Annotated in this window: 13 protein-coding genes; 10 read left to right on the top strand and 3 right to left on the bottom strand. The window is 55.1% G+C overall.

What is annotated here, in order from left to right; translation table 11 throughout:
- Positions 1-53 precede the first annotated feature (53 nt).
- Positions 54-1412: a glutamine synthetase family protein gene (locus ACFO5Q_RS10340; protein WP_068145900.1), complete on the top strand. Its 1359-nt coding sequence runs from the start codon at positions 54-56 to the stop codon at positions 1410-1412.
- A 52-nt stretch (positions 1413-1464) separates the two neighbouring features.
- Here ACFO5Q_RS10340 and rnd read toward each other — a convergent pair whose 3' ends face one another.
- A complete protein-coding gene (rnd, locus tag ACFO5Q_RS10335; protein ID WP_068146135.1) occupies positions 1465-2628 on the bottom strand; it encodes a ribonuclease D in 1164 nt (387 codons plus the stop codon).
- Positions 2629-2800: 172 nt separating this feature from the next.
- On the opposite strand from rnd, the gene aspS reads away from it, so the two are divergent.
- Positions 2801-4585, top strand: a complete 1785-nt coding sequence (aspS, locus tag ACFO5Q_RS10330) for an aspartate--tRNA ligase (protein ID WP_068145903.1) — start codon at positions 2801-2803, stop codon at positions 4583-4585.
- 93 nt (positions 4586-4678) lie between these two features.
- Positions 4679-6226, top strand: a complete 1548-nt coding sequence (gene guaA, locus ACFO5Q_RS10325; protein ID WP_068145908.1) for a glutamine-hydrolyzing GMP synthase — start codon at positions 4679-4681, stop codon at positions 6224-6226.
- A gap of 106 nt (positions 6227-6332) precedes the next feature.
- Here the strand turns inward: guaA and ACFO5Q_RS10320 are convergent, their stop codons facing one another.
- Entirely contained in the window at positions 6333-7367 is a 1035-nt protein-coding gene (locus tag ACFO5Q_RS10320; RefSeq protein WP_068145910.1) for an acyltransferase family protein, read from the bottom strand.
- 235 nt (positions 7368-7602) lie between these two features.
- Here ACFO5Q_RS10320 and panB point away from each other — a divergent pair, with 235 nt between their 5' ends.
- The 7 genes from panB to ACFO5Q_RS10285 all read left to right on the top strand — a co-directional run bounded on the left by panB (position 7603) and on the right by ACFO5Q_RS10285 (position 14775).
- Entirely contained in the window at positions 7603-8454 is an 852-nt protein-coding gene (panB, locus tag ACFO5Q_RS10315) for a 3-methyl-2-oxobutanoate hydroxymethyltransferase (protein WP_068145915.1), read from the top strand.
- A gap of 211 nt (positions 8455-8665) precedes the next feature.
- Positions 8666-9415: a tetratricopeptide repeat protein gene (locus tag ACFO5Q_RS10310; RefSeq protein WP_068145918.1), complete on the top strand. Its 750-nt coding sequence runs from the start codon at positions 8666-8668 to the stop codon at positions 9413-9415.
- Positions 9412-10758, top strand: coding sequence for an outer membrane protein assembly factor BamB family protein (locus ACFO5Q_RS10305; protein WP_068145921.1), 1347 nt, complete (start codon positions 9412-9414; stop codon positions 10756-10758). Before ACFO5Q_RS10310 ends, ACFO5Q_RS10305 begins: the two co-directional genes overlap by 4 nt.
- A gap of 30 nt (positions 10759-10788) precedes the next feature.
- A complete protein-coding gene (gene der, locus ACFO5Q_RS10300) occupies positions 10789-12240 on the top strand; it encodes a ribosome biogenesis GTPase Der (protein WP_068145924.1) in 1452 nt (483 codons plus the stop codon).
- Positions 12241-12393: 153 nt separating this feature from the next.
- Entirely contained in the window at positions 12394-13296 is a 903-nt protein-coding gene (locus tag ACFO5Q_RS10295; RefSeq protein WP_231727162.1) for an ABC transporter substrate-binding protein, read from the top strand.
- Entirely contained in the window at positions 13296-14030 is a 735-nt protein-coding gene (locus tag ACFO5Q_RS10290; protein ID WP_068145931.1) for an ABC transporter ATP-binding protein, read from the top strand. Before ACFO5Q_RS10295 ends, ACFO5Q_RS10290 begins: the two co-directional genes overlap by 1 nt.
- Positions 13975-14775, top strand: a complete 801-nt coding sequence (locus ACFO5Q_RS10285) for an ABC transporter permease (protein ID WP_231727168.1) — start codon at positions 13975-13977, stop codon at positions 14773-14775. Before ACFO5Q_RS10290 ends, ACFO5Q_RS10285 begins: the two co-directional genes overlap by 56 nt.
- On the opposite strand, the gene ACFO5Q_RS10280 is transcribed toward ACFO5Q_RS10285, so the two are convergent.
- Positions 14772-15137 carry a truncated hemoglobin gene (locus ACFO5Q_RS10280; protein WP_068145937.1) on the bottom strand — a complete coding sequence of 122 codons (366 nt, stop codon included), beginning with the start codon at positions 15135-15137 and terminating at the stop codon, positions 14772-14774. The genes ACFO5Q_RS10285 and ACFO5Q_RS10280 overlap by 4 nt on opposite strands.
- Positions 15138-15173: the final 36 nt, after the last annotated feature.

Raw genomic sequence — 15173 nt, 5'->3', positions numbered from 1 at the left:
CCCATCAAGAATGTGATCACGTTTTCGGGAACGTAAAAATCGAGTAAGCGACAATGGAAAATTTACCTGAAGACGTCCTGGCCTGCCTGTCAGCCCACCCGGACATTGAAGTGATCGACTGCATGATGCCCGATATGGTGGGGATGGTGCGGGGTAAACAGCTGCCCATCGACGCGCTCAAGAAACTGTATACAACAGGTATCCCATTGCCGACATCTTCTGCCCTTATGGACAGTAAGGGCCAGCTGGTCGATACGGTTGTCGAGGGCCCGCAGGATGGTGATCCAGACCGCATCTGCAAGCCAGTGCCGGGCACCTTTTCCTTTGTGCCGTGGGCGCCACGCCCGACCGCACAGGTACTTTTGAGCCAGCACGAAAAAGACGGCAGCCTGTTCGCCGCCGACCCGCGTGCAGCCCTGGTGAATGCGCTGGAGCCGCTGGCGAACATGGGACTGACGCCCGTTGTGGCCTTGGAACTTGAGTTTTACCTGACAGAACCAAACCTGCCACTCAGGCCAGCCAAAACGCCTAATGGTTGGACCCCACTGACCGGCGCACAGGCGACAGGGTTCGAGGATCTATATGATTTCGATGACTTCCTGAGAGAGCTGTATGCCGTATGCGCTGAACAAAACCTGCCGGCGGAAGGCGTGCTGTCAGAATACGGCCCGGGCCAGTTTGAAGTAAACCTGACCCATGTGGCCAACATCGTTAAGGCCTGCGACCAGGCGATGCTGCTCAAACGTGCTATCAAGGGAGTGGCGCGCAAGCACGGCATGGTGGCAACCTTTATGGCCAAGCCCTATGCCGATTGTGCGGGCTCGGGCATGCATGCCCATATCAGTTTGCTGGATAGGGACGGGAATAACGTGTTCGGCCGTAAGGGCGGCAACAACTGGTCAGATGTGTTTGAGCATGCTGTGGGTGGCCTTCAGGCTACAATGGCAGAGAGCATGGCCATCTTTGCCCCCAATGCGAACAGTTACCGCCGCTTTCAGAAGGGTAGCTATGTGCCGCTGACGCCTACCTGGGGGCCGAACCACCGGGGTGTCTCGCTTCGTATTCCGCTCGCTGACGCTGCCAACATGCGGGTGGAGCATCGGGTATCAGGCGCGGACGCTAACCCGTACCTTGTTGCCGCCGCCATTGTTGCAGGCATCCACCACGGAATCGACGCGAAGGTGAAGCCCGGGCCGATGGTGGAGGAAGAAACCGTTCTTGGCGAAGAGAAGGCGACGCTGCCGTCACGTTGGCCACAGGCGCTGGACCGTTTTGAAGCTGGCCAAATATTGCCGCGCTATCTCGGGGCGCGCTACCATGACTATTTCCTGAAATGTCGACGCTTCGAAGAGGAAAGCTTCCATTCAGAAGTCAGCGAACGGGATCTCGACTGGTACTGGCGGGCCACTTAGAACGAGAAATCAAAGGGGAGGGCACCGGCCCTCCCGCTTAGGTGTTCCTGGATCAGTCTTTCTCGGATTCGAGCTCAACAACCTCGATATCGCCTTTGTGGGCGGTCAAAGCCAGGTCGCCGCGCATCAGTTTTTCGGCATCCCTACCGAAAATTTCATAGCGCCAGCCATGCATTGCCTTGATGTCCGTGGTCGGCACAGCCGCCCAGTTTTCAAGGTCCGCACTGTTGGCAACCATGCGAGCGGCAACCTTGGCTTCCTGACATTTGATCTTCAAAAGCACTTTCAGGAGGTCCGCCATTGGTGGCGTAGCCGGGCGTGGCTTGGCACGTTCGATCTGTGGCAGTTCGCTTTCCGGTATGTTGAGCCCTTTTTCAAGCGCTTCCATCAATGATTTTCCAGCCCGTGACCGGCTGAAGCCCTTCGGTATACTGCGAATGCGGTCAAGGCCCGCTACATCCTTCGGCGGGTGGGCCGCGATCTCAAAAAGGGTCTCATCCTTCGCGACACGGTTGCGCGGCAGGTCGCGTTCCTGTGCCTGCAGTTCCCGCCATTCGGCCAGCGCCTTGAGAATACCAAGGAAACGCGGCTTGTTGGTACGCACCTTAAGGCGCTTCCAGGCTTCTTGCGGGTCAACGAAGTAAAGCTCAGGCTCGCGCAGCATGGCAGTTTCTTCATCCACCCAGGAAACCCGGTTCTCGCGCTCGAGCTCTGCTTTAAGCGTGCGGTAGATATCCCGGAGGTAGGTCACATCGCCAAGGGCGTAGTGCAGCTGCGTGTCTGTCAGGGGCCGTTTGGACCAGTCCGTATAACGCGCCGATTTATCAAGCTGCGCCTTGGTGATTTTGGTCACAAGCGTCTCATAGCCGACCGAATCGCCGAAGCCGCACACCATGGCGGCGACCTGCGTGTCGAAGATTGGGGCAGGGAGTGCTCCATCCATCATCTGATGGAAGATTTCCATATCCTGACGACAGGCGTGCATGACCTTTAGGACACTCTCATTGGCCAGCAGGTCCATGAGCGGCTGCAGGTCAATTCCTTCCGCCAGTGGGTCAACAGCGAAGGCGCCATCGTCATCTGCAAGCTGGACAAGGCAAAGCTTGGGATAATATGTATTATCGCGAAGGAACTCGGTATCTACGGTGACAAACTCAGCGGCTGCGAGGCGTTCGCAAAGACTGGCAAGTTCGTCGGTAGTGGTAATTGGTTGCATGTAAAATTCCGTTTCTGTTTGGCGCATCTAATACACAACCAGAGGCCAATCGTCACCCTTTCTCTGCAATCCTTCGAACACGGTCTTGACATTCGCTTTCATTCATGCGCTTTTCCGGGCCAAATTTGTACGTATAAATCGTACTTCGAGGCTAAAAAGAACGTAGGAAACCATGCACGCATATCGCTCACATACTTGTAACGAGCTTCGCCACGCAAACGTCGGCGAAACCGTCCGCCTGTCTGGCTGGGTACACCGTAAACGGGACCACGGCGGTCTTCTGTTTATTGACCTGCGCGACAATTACGGCCTGACGCAATGTGTGTTCGATGTGGACAGCAAATGTTTTGCTGATGCCGAAGCCGTGCGTGCGGAAAGCGTAATCCGCATCGATGGCCGCGTGAAAGCCCGGACCGAAGATACTGTAAACAAGGACCTGCCAACAGGTGAGGTCGAGATTTATGTTGATGAGATGGAAGTGCTTTCTGCTGCCGGCGACCTGCCGATGCCAGTATTTGGGGATACAGAGTATCCAGAAGACATTCGACTGAAGTACCGCTTCCTGGACCTGCGCCGTGAGCGCATCCACAACAACATCATCCTGCGTTCCGACGTGATTTCCGAACTAAGGAACCAGATGACGGGTCAGGGCTTCAAAGAGTTCCAGACACCGATCCTGACGGCATCAAGCCCAGAAGGTGCTCGTGACTTCCTGGTGCCGGCACGCCAGCATCCGGGCAAGTTTTATGCGCTGCCTCAGGCGCCACAACAGTTCAAGCAGTTGATCATGGTGTCGGGCTTTGACCGCTATTTCCAGATCGCGCCTTGCTTCCGTGACGAAGATGCGCGCGCTGACCGTAGCCCGGGCGAGTTCTACCAGCTCGATATCGAGATGAGCTTCGTCACGCAAGACGACGTGTTCAATGCCATTGAGCCAGTGCTTGTGAATGTGTTCAAGAAGTTCTCGGACAAGAAGATCACTGAAGCGCCATTCCCGCGCATCCCGTACGCGGAATCGATGCTGAAATATGGTAACGACAAGCCGGACCTTCGGAACCCGATCGAAATCCAGGATGTCACAGAAATTTTCCGCGACAGCGGCTTTGGTATTTTCGCCAAGATGGTCGACAGTGGCTGTGTTGTGCGCGCCATCCCAGCACCAGGGGCGGGCCTGAAATCACGCAAGTTCTTCGACAGCACCAATGACTGGGCGAAGCGTGAAGGTTTCGCAGGCCTTGGTTACATCAACATCAAGGAAGGTGTGCCAGGCGGTCCGATCGCCAAGAACCTTGGTGAGGAACGCACACAGCAGCTTATCGATCAGCTTGGACTGGGCGACAACGACGGCGTCTTTTTCGCATGTGACAAGGAAGCCGGTGCTGCCAAGCTTGCGGGTGTTGCACGGACGAAGGTTGGTGAAGACCTTGAACTGATCCCAAGTGACGAGTTCAAATTCTGCTGGATCGTCGACTATCCGATGTTCGAGTATGACGAAGAGAACAAGAAGATCGATTTCTCGCACAACCCATTCTCCATGCCTCAAGGCGGAATGGAAGCGCTTGAGGCAAAAGATCCGCTTGAGATTCTTGCGTACCAGTATGACATCGTCTGTAACGGCATCGAGCTTTCTTCGGGCGCTATCCGGAACCACCGTCCTGACATCATGATCAAGGCGTTTGGCATCGCGGGTTATGATGAAGCAACGGTTGAGGAAGAGTTCGGCGGCATGCTGAATGCGTTTAAATACGGCGCGCCTCCACACGGTGGTCTGGCGCCAGGCGTTGACCGCATGGTGATGCTGCTGGCTGATGAGCCCAACATTCGCGAGGTTATTCTGTTCCCGATGAACCAGAAAGCTGAAGACCTGATGATGGGCGCGCCAAGCACGGTTCATGCGAAACAGCTTCGAGAACTGCACATTCGGTGCGTCGAGCCGCCTAAGAAAGACGGCGAATAAGATTTGAAAGATGGGGCCCTCGAGGCCCCATTTTGACTAGTGCCAATGTTGATGCCATTGGTTAGATATGACCGATAAAAGCGAGACCGGTTGATGAATGAAAACATTCTGATCATTGATTTCGGTTCACAGGTCACCCAACTGATCGCACGGCGCGTGCGTGAGGCGGGTGTTTACTGTGAAATCGTTCCCTTCAACAAAGCCGACGAAGTGCTGGACACTTTTGGTGCCGCGGGCGTTATCCTGTCGGGCGGACCGGCCAGCGTGACCCACGCCGATACGCCGCGGGCGCCTGAGCGCGTGTTCACCATGGGTATTCCGGTTCTGGGCATCTGTTATGGCCAGCAAACGATGGTTTCTCAGATGGGCGGCAACGTGACCACTTCAGACCATCAGGAGTTCGGCCGTGCGTTCGTGGACGTTAAGGAGAGCTGCGCGTTGTTCGAAGGTGTCTGGAACGTGGGCGACCGCGAGCAGGTTTGGATGAGCCACGGCGATCATGTAGACCGCTTGCCGGAAGGCTTTAAGGTTGTCGCAACGTCCGAGGGCGCACCATTTGCCGCCATCGCAAACGAAGACAAGCGTTTCTATGCGGTTCAGTTCCACCCTGAAGTGGTGCACACACCGCACGGCGCCCAGCTCCTTGGCAACTTTGTCACCAAGATTTGTGGCTGCAAGGGCGACTGGACAATGGCCAGCTTCCGCGAGACCAAGATCAAGGAAATCCGCGAGCAGGTGGGCGACAAGCGGGTCATCTGTGGCCTGTCCGGCGGCGTAGACAGCTCTGTTGTTGCTGTCCTGATCCATGAAGCCATTGGCGACCAGCTGACATGTGTTTATGTGGACCATGGCCTGATGCGTCAGGGCGAGAGCGAGCAGGTGGTGAGCCTGTTCCGCGAGCACTATAACATCAACCTGGTGCACCGCGATGCAAGTGACTTGTTCCTGGGTGCGCTGGCTGGCGTGACCGATCCGGAAGTGAAGCGCAAAACCATCGGCAAGCTCTTTATTGACGTGTTCGAGGAAGAGGCCAAGGCAGTTGGCGGGGCAGACTTCCTGGCGCAGGGCACACTGTATCCTGACGTGATCGAGTCCGTTTCCTTCATCGGTGGCCCATCTGTGACCATCAAATCGCACCATAATGTTGGTGGCCTGCCAGAGCGCATGAACATGGGGCTGGTTGAGCCCCTCCGTGAGCTCTTTAAGGACGAAGTTCGGGCGCTAGGCCGCGAGCTCGGCCTGCACGAAGACTTTGTTGGGCGCCATCCATTCCCAGGGCCAGGCCTCGCGATCCGTATTCCGGGTGAGATTACCCGTGAAAAGGCGGATATCCTGCGGAAAGCCGATGCGATCTATCTTGAGGAAATTCGCAATGCTGGCCTCTATGACAGCATCTGGCAGGCATTTGCCGTGCTTCTGCCGGTCAAGACCGTTGGCGTTATGGGCGACGCGCGCACTTACGACCATGTCTGTGCAATCCGCGCAGTGAACTCGACGGACGGCATGACGGCGGACTATTACCCGTTCCCGCATGAATTCCTTGGCCGTGTGGCGACGCGGATCATTAACGAAGTGCGCGGCATCAACCGAGTGGTCTATGATGTGACATCGAAGCCTCCGGGAACCATTGAGTGGGAATAGGGCTTAGGCCAATAATTTTATGACCTATCGGGTGCCCCCGGTAGGTCATTTCTTTTAAGGCAATGAGCGCCGCTGGCCATGAAAATGATTGCGTTTCAGCACAAGACTAATTTCTTTCCCGTATCCGCTTTCTGACGGCCTTTAGGGGCTGTTCGATCAGGTATACCATGCTGGCGGAAACAAGTACCGCTGCGATATATATAATTAGCATGCTCCCGACATCGCTTTTTATGAGAGACAAGCCGGTTGCCGTCAGCAGGATCGCAACTTGCCAGTGAACTAGAAAGAGGGGGTAGGATATGTCGCCTAGCCATGTGCTCCAGCGGCCAAGCTGGGTGTCTGCGACAGAATAGAGAAATACAGCAACACTGATGCTTTCGCTGTAATGAAGGAACATCAAGAGGGTTTCGGACGTTAAGACTGAGCGCCAGGGAACAATCGGGAGGGTCACGCAGCATAGAAATGCAAAATCTCCCCAGATTTTTGACGGCGTCGTTTTCCGTCGTTTCCCTAGAAAATATGTGGCTGCGCCGAGGGCGAAACACAGGGAAACACCGAATACGCTGTTGTATATTAGATCACCAGGTGACAACGACGGGTTTGCTATACCCAGAAGATATGCACCACACACCAGACACGTCAGAATCGATAGTTTGAGCCACTTGATGGTTATTTGTTCGGACCGGGCCCCAACAAAGAACAAGAAGATATAAAAATATATCTCGATGGCTGTGCTCCAGGCTGGTGGTGCAAATCGGATGGGACTGGATACAGGGATGCCCAAGTGCAGCCCCATAATAGAAATATTCGTAAGGACCCACCCCATTTCGGTTTCAGGGTCGGGCAATCGGATCACATTATTCCAGTAGGCCGCTTGATCAGCTGCCAGCCACGCGAGAACAGCTCCAAGGCCAGCTGCCACGAAATAGGTGGGATAAAGACGCCAGAAGCGGTTCACGAAAAAATCTCGCATCGGACTGGATTTCGCGTAATAGCGTTCGTTCAGGACCTTGGTGATCAGATAGCCCGAAAGGGTATAAAAACCGAATACAGCAAAAGGACCAGCGTTCGGAAAATAGTAGCTCCCAGTGTGGAAAAGGACCACATAGGAAGCCAATATGAAGCGGAGCAGATACTGCATTTCCTGTTTGATCCGGAATTAATGAACAGGCTGAACTTGCTAATCGTTTAGGCGGCCAGAATGAACTTTATGACAGGAACCGGGGCGCGGGCATACCCTCAAAATTCTCTGATTCTGAATTTAGGTACCTGCCAGACCGGCGGGAAGAAAGCGTGTTTCTCAATTTATGGGTTGGTTTCTGGGCGTGTGAGCACTAGATATAGCTCCAAACATTGGCACCGAACAGGAGGCATCCATGTCGACCACCAGTAAAGAAGTCACTGTCGACGCGCGCCCAAAGCGCCAGCAGACCGCGAAGAATATCGCCGCGCGCAAAGGCGACACGCCAATTGTATGCCTGACAGCCTATATTACGCCAATGGCGGCTCGGCTTGATCAGCACTGCGATTTGCTGCTGGTTGGCGACAGCGTGGGCATGGTGCTTTACGGCCTAGATAGTACGCTTGGCGTGGACCTTGAGATGATGATCCGTCATGGTCGCGCCGTGTGCCGCGGCGCCAAACAGGCGCTGGTGGTGATCGACATGCCATTCGGATCCTATGAGGAATCGAAAGAACTGGCTTTTCGGAATGCGGCCCGCGTTCTGTCAGAAACCGGGGCAGGGGCAGTCAAGCTGGAGGGCGGCGTTGAAATGTCAGAAACCGTTCGATTCCTGTCTCGTCGTGGCATCCCGGTGCTTGGCCACGTTGGCTTGATGCCGCAGTCTGTGCATGCACATGGCGGCTATGGTGCCCGCGGACGTAGCGTTGATGAATGGGGCCCTATTATCGAGGATGCCAAGGCCATCGCGGAGGCAGGCGCTTTCGCTGTGGTTCTTGAAGGCGTGGCAGAGCCGCTTGCACGTAAGGTAACGGAAGAGGTTTCTGTTCCAGTGATCGGCATCGGGGCATCCAATGCCTGCGATGGCCAGATTTTGGTGACGGAAGACATGTTGGGGCTCTTTGCCATCAATCCAAAGTTTGTGAAGCGATTCGCGGAAATTGGACGGGATATCGAAGGGGCAATCGCTGAATACGCCGATGAAGTGCGCAACCGCACCTTCCCGGGCGAAGAACATACCTACAAGATGCGCGGCGCGAACAGCTGACCGGGTGAAACCAGCAGCTATCTGCCGAAAAATAACCACAATCCGCTGTTCATTAGCGAAGAAGCGTCTTTGAGGCCATCAAGGGCGTTTCTTGGTTTGCGTCCATGGGGCGCTTTGGCTATGGTAGCGGCCAATTATCGGGCCTTGCCCAAAAAATGGATTAAACCGAGCTGTCCCGAGTTGTTGGATGGCCTTGTCTGGGGAGTTTGGCGTGTCGGACATTAATTCCGATCTGATCGCACAGGAAGTTGACGACGAAGTCCGTCGTGAGCGAATGAACCTTCTTTGGAAGAACTACGGTAAATATGTTATCGGCGCAGCCGTTGGCATTGTATTGGTTGTTGCCGGCCGCGAAATCTATAATTGGCGGGTTTCCTCCATTGAGAGTCAGCATTCTGAAGCTTTCCAGGCTGCGATGGAAGCTTCCGAGGTTGAAGGTGCCGATGCGGTTGCAATCTGGCGCGAAGCAATGCCGAAACTTGGCGGCGGCTATGTAGCTCTTGCGCAACTGCGCCAGGCCGCAGCGCTCGTTGATGGTGGCGACGCTTCAGGCGCTATTGCCACATATGATGCACTGGCAGCCAGCGATACAGGCTCTGCTGCACTTCGTGAACTTGCGACGTTGAAGTCTGCTATGTTGATGATTGGCCAGAATGATCTGGACGCCGCACGCGGCAAGCTGGCGACCATCGCTGTAAAAGGCAGGGCATGGTATTTCTCTGCCCAGGAACAGTTGGCACTCATTGACCTGCAGCAGGGTGACAATGACAGCGCGCTGGTTAAATTCACTCTCCTCGCAGATGACGCAGAGACGCCACGCACCATTCAGGCCAGAGCTAGCCAGTTCCGTACATTCATCGAGGCCCAGCAGTTTGCAGCTGCTGCAACCTCAGCCGATACAGAGACTGCACCAGAGGCAGAAGAGGCAGAAAACACAGCCAGCGAGGGAGATAGCCAGTGAGCACACCGGCGCGTGTAATTATCAAGTCAGGCCTGATCCTGACCACAGCTTTCGCTTTGTCTGCTTGCAGCTGGTTCAAGAGCGAGAAACCCAAACAAAAGTATGATGACGAGGGTAGGGAGCGTATTGCCATTCTTACGTCGACCCAAACCCTGGATGCTGATTCTGCGATTAGTGGACTGCCCGTCGTACTGCCTCGACCCTATGCCAACAGCAACTGGGCTGTTGAAGGCGGTAACCCAAGCCACACGCCGCAACATGTTTCATTGGGTGACAGCCTTTCATTGGCATGGCGCCGTGATATCGGCCCCGGTAACGAGAAGTACCGCCGTATGGTGACCGGCCCGGTTGCTGCCGACGGTAAAGTTTTCGCCGTCGACGTTAAAGGCGATGTTACCGCTGTTTCACTATCGGACGGACGGACACTTTGGAAAACAGAGATTGGTACCGACGAAGAGCGCAGCAAAGTCGGTTTTGGTGGCGGCGTTGCCTACGCAGGTGGCGCGCTGTATGTGACATCGGGTCACGGCATTGTTGTGGCGCTTGACGCATCCAATGGCCGTGAACTTTGGCGCTATAGCGGCTTGGTACCGTTTCGCGGCGCACCGACCGCAGGGGGTGGCCGCGTATATGCTGTGACACATGATAACCAGATGCTGGCACTGGACGCTGATGACGGCAGTCTTGTTTGGGACCAGGTTGGTATTGCGGAAAGCGCCGGTATGCTTGGCTCTGCCTCTCCCGCCTTTGATGGCGCGACGGTTGTAATGGCGCTGTCTTCGGGAGAGCTGATCGCACTCAGGGGCGGGAACGGAAGGATTTTGTGGCAGGATGCCCTGTCTTCCTCTCGTCGTCTTACGCCGCTGGCAACGCTTGCCGATATCGACGGCAACCCGGTGATCGACCGCGGCAAGGTATATGCGCTCAGTCATGCCGGTAGTATGGTAGCCATTGACATGCGGACCGGTGAACGTTCCTGGGAAGCGGATGTGGCGGGCGTCAACATGCCCATTATTGCAGGTAACTTCGGCTTCCTTGTCACGATTGACGGGCAGGTAATCTGTGTTGCCCTCGGGGATGGTCGTATCCGTTGGGTTACCCAGATGCAGCGCTTCCAGGACCAGGAAAAACGTCGCGATTTGATCAAATGGAATGGCCCTGTGCTCGCTGGCGACCGATTGTTGGTGACAAGTTCGCACGGCTATGCCATGAGCGTGTCGCCATATACTGGCGAAGTCCTGAGCGGCATCAAGCTGCCCGCCGGGTCCTCAACACCGCCAATCGTTGTGGACGGTACCTTTATTGTGCTGACAGACGCTGGCGAACTGGTGGCCTATCGTTGATAGGCCACTTCTAACAGAAGTTAAAAGACCATGACCTTCACAATTGCCGTTGTTGGACGCCCCAACGTGGGCAAATCGACGCTGTTCAACCGATTGGTTGGCAAGAAGATTGCTATCGTTGACGATACGCCGGGCGTTACGCGCGACCGCCGCGAAGCGCAAGGCTCCATTGCTGATCTTGAGTTCACAGTGTTTGACACGGCCGGGCTTGAAGAAGGTGAACCAGGATCGTTGTCTGACCGGATGCGCCGCCAGACCGAACGCGCGCTCAAGGAAGCCGACATCGCGCTGATGCTATATGATGCCCGCGCGGGCGTTACTCCAATGGATGAGCATTTTGCCCAGTGGCTTCGACGCGGTGACAAGCCTGTAATTCTTGTTGCAAACAAGTGCGAAGGCAACGCTGTTGTTGACGGTATCTATGAGGCCTACACCTTGGGCCTTGGCGAACCGATTGGCCTGTCTGCGGAACACGGCGAAGGGCTTGCGGAATTGTATCGCGCCATTGTTGACAGCCTCAAGGAGGTTGGCATTGATCCTTATGAGGATGAGGCAGACGCAGACCACGCGCAGGAAGCTCATGATGTCGACCTTGGCCCTTCCGAAGGCGACCTGGAGTATGAATTCGTCGACCGCGAGGCGGAAAGCGAGGAAGAGCGTCCGCTGAGGCTTGCGATTGTTGGGCGACCGAACGCAGGCAAGTCCACGCTGATCAATGAGCTTGTCGGTGAAGACCGTCTGATTACCGGCCCCGAAGCCGGCCTGACGCGCGATTCCATTGCCGTTGACTGGGAATGGGAAGGCATGCCTGTTAAGCTTTTCGATACGGCTGGCCTCAGGAGGCGCGCACGCATCACCGAGAAGCTCGAAAAGCTCTCGGTTGGCGACACTCTAAGGGCCGTACAGTTCGCTGAAGTTGTCGTGCTGCTCTTGGATGCCGAACAAGGCATTGAAAAACAAGACCTGAAAATTGCAGAGCGCGTAGTGAATGAGGGTAGGGCTCTTGTTATTGCCCTCAATAAATGGGACGCGGTTGACGACCGGCTGGGTTCCCAACGCCAGCTGATGGATGCATTGACCCGCAGCCTGCCGCAGCTCAAGGGCGTGAAAGTGGTGAAATTCTCGGCTCTTACCGGCAAGGGGATTCAGCACTTGATGCCTGCTGTTGAGGAAGCCTACGAGGTTTGGAATGCACGTGTACCAACGTCCGCTTTCAACCAGTGGCTGGCTGACACGCTTGAAAAACATCCCGCACCATCTGTCGCAGGCCGCCGCATCAAAATCCGCTACGGCGCGCAGATCAAGACACGCCCACCAACCTTCCTGATGTTCTGCAATCGTCCTGACGATTTGCCGGATAGTTATAAGCGGTATCTGGAAAATGAATTGCGTCGCGACTTCAATTTGCCTGGGACGCCGATCAGGATCATCATGAAAAAGGGTGCCAACCCATACGAGGGGCGTCGGCGGAAGCGCCAGTAGGGCGCTTTGCCATAGCCAATCAGGCAGGGCCGCTTTCCTTTTGACGCGGCCCCAGTTCCCCTTATAGTTATGCCCATGATAAGGCATTCAATCATAGGCCTTTTGGCCATTCTGACTTGCGCGTGGGCTGTGGCTGCGCAGGCCAAAGAACCATTGACAAAAATTACCTTTGCAACCGACTGGAAGGCTCAGGCGGAGCATGGTGGCTTTTATCAGGCGCTGGCAAAGGGTTTTTACAAATCGCGCGGCCTTGATGTGACCATCCGTCCAGGCGGCCCGCAAACCGACAATCCACGCCTGATGGCCGCCGGAGCCCTTGATATAGCCATGGCATCCAACAGCTTTCAGCCAATCAACTTGATTGCCGCTGGTGCTGACGTGAAAGTGGTGATGGCAGCCTTCCAGAAAGACCCGCAGGTGATGATGGTGCATCCGCACGTGGTGGCCAGCGGGCTTGCTGACCTCAAAGAACGCCCGGTTTTCCTCGCTGATAGCGCCATCGCGACGGTCTGGCCGTGGCTGAAGGCCCGGTTTGGCTATGCAGACAAGGACATTCGCAAATATACCTATTCCCTGGCGCCATGGCTTGCTAACCCGGAAACAGTACAGGAGGGGTATGTCTCATCCGAACCGTTTACTGCGGAGCAGGCGGGCGTGGCACCAAAAGTATTCCTGCTGTCCGATGCGGGGTATCCAGGGTATTCAGCCATGGTGATGGTGCGGGGTGACTATATCGCCAGCAACAAACCTGTCGTAGCTGCCTTTATTGCGGCATCCATCGAAGGCTGGCGTGACTATCTGTGGGGTGACCCAACACCTGCTAATAACCTGATTCTAAGGGATAATCCTGAAATGACGCCGGCGTTGATCGCTAACGGCATTGCGGTGATGCGCCGAAACCAGATGGTTGGCGATCCCGATAGTATCGGGCAGATGAGCCATGCCAGATGGCAGCAATTCTACGACGAAATGTCTGGCCTGGGTATTCTTGAGAAAGGCTTGGATGTTAAGCGTGCCTATACCCTTGAATTTGTAGATCCAGAGAACGTCAACTGATGCTCAGCGTATCCAAGCTTTCATTCGCCTATGAGGGTGGCGCTCAAGTATTGGACGATGTCAGTTTTGACCTCAAAGAAGGTGAAATTGTATCGCTCCTTGGGCCGAGCGGATGCGGAAAATCCACGATTCTCAGGCTGATAGCTGGCTTGATTGTGCCACAAAGCGGTTCGATGAAATGGAAGGATGGCACGACGCCAGAGACCGGTTTTGTTTTTCAGGACGCTGCCTTGATGCCTTGGGCGACGGTGACGGAAAACATCCACCTTCCCCTGAAGCTGAGAGGCCAGGAACTGGCTGAAGGCCATTTGAACCGGCTCCTTGCGTATGTCGGGCTTTCAGGCCTGGAAACGCGCTTCCCGCAGGCACTATCGGGTGGGCAGCAGATGCGGGTTTCGATTGCACGGGCGCTGGCTGCCGACGCAACGCTGCTATTGATGGACGAGCCTTTCGGCGCCCTTGATGAGATACTGCGCTTTCGCATGAATGACCTGATGCTGAAGCTCAAGGCAGAACAGGGCTGGTCTGGCCTGTTTGTGACCCACAGCATTTATGAAGCGGTCTATCTGTCTGACAGGATATTGGTGATGGATACAGGTCGGATCGCAGGTGAGGTCACTCCTGGACTTGATCGATCGCTCGAAGCACAGGATCAGAGGTCCTCCCAAGCCTTCCTTGATGCCGCGCGCCAGGTTGGCGCCCTCCTGGAGGCCGGGAGCATGGAAAATGCGTAAAGTGATCCTACCCTTGCTGGCTTTTACCTTGATGATCTTTTTGTGGAGGTTTTTGGTAGAACTATATGAAATACCTAAGTTTATTCTTCCCATGCCTGAGGCAGTGGCAGCGTCATTCTGGGAGAATTTCGGCAGCTTGATGGCAGCCCTGCTTGAAACCCTTCGGGTTACTTTTACGGCGCTGGCTGGCGCTATTGCGAGCGGTGTTTTGTTGGCACTGCTGTTTTCCTTGTCGCGCTCCTTCGAGATGACTGTTTATCCCTTTGCGGTTGTGCTTCAGGTAACGCCGATCGTGTCTGTGGCGCCCTTGGTGCTTATCTGGGTCGGGATAGATCATGTTGATCGCGCGCTTGTCATCATTGCCTGGCTGGCAGCGTTTTTCCCAATTTTGGCGAATATGTCGGCAGGGCTCAGGAGCGTGGACCGACACCTTGATGATCTTTTCACCCTCTATGGTGCCAGCCGCTGGCAACGCTTCTGGCGCCTATCGTGGCCCACTGCGCTGCCTTATCTGCTTGCAAGCCTGAAAGTAAGCGGCGGATTAGCGTTGATTGGCGCCGTAGTGGCAGAATTCGTTGCTGGATCCGGCGGCGCGACGGGGCTTGCGTGGCGCATTCTTGAAGCAGGCAACCGGCTGCAGGTTGAAAAGATGTTTGCTGGCTTGTTACTTCTGAGCCTTGCGGGCGTGGCTATTTTTTATAGCTTTTCCGTTCTCGAATGGGCTGTGATGCGAAAACGTCGCTAGCGATACAGGACTGCGTCCCTGAGGTGCTCGGCCGACTGCACTATCGTCTTTGCCTCATCTGGCGTGAGTTCGCTTTCATCCAAAGCCTGTACCAGGCATTCTAATAGCGCATCAAAATGCTCGTCGGTCAGTTTCCGCTTCATTACCAATCCCTTGTGGGCTTGCCGCATATAGTCATGTGTGCCTTGGTTGGTTTCCATCAGCAAAGAAGAAAAGAACCAGACTTGCTTTCTTTTCAGGGCGTTGACATCTGGGTCTTTGAAAAATTCGGAGATTAAAGGGTTTGCGACCAACAGGTCATAAAAACGCGAAACAACTTTGTCCAATTTGTCTGTGACCTTGACGGACATTCCGGCAGTCATAAATGTCTCCACAATACTAGACCCCATTGTATTATA

The organism is Kordiimonas lipolytica, from assembly GCF_042651265.1.
In the GTDB taxonomy this organism is placed as follows: domain Bacteria; phylum Pseudomonadota; class Alphaproteobacteria; order Sphingomonadales; family Kordiimonadaceae; genus Kordiimonas; species Kordiimonas lipolytica.
Note: the sequence above shows the minus strand (reverse complement) of the source record. Positions and strands in the feature narration are given on the sequence as shown.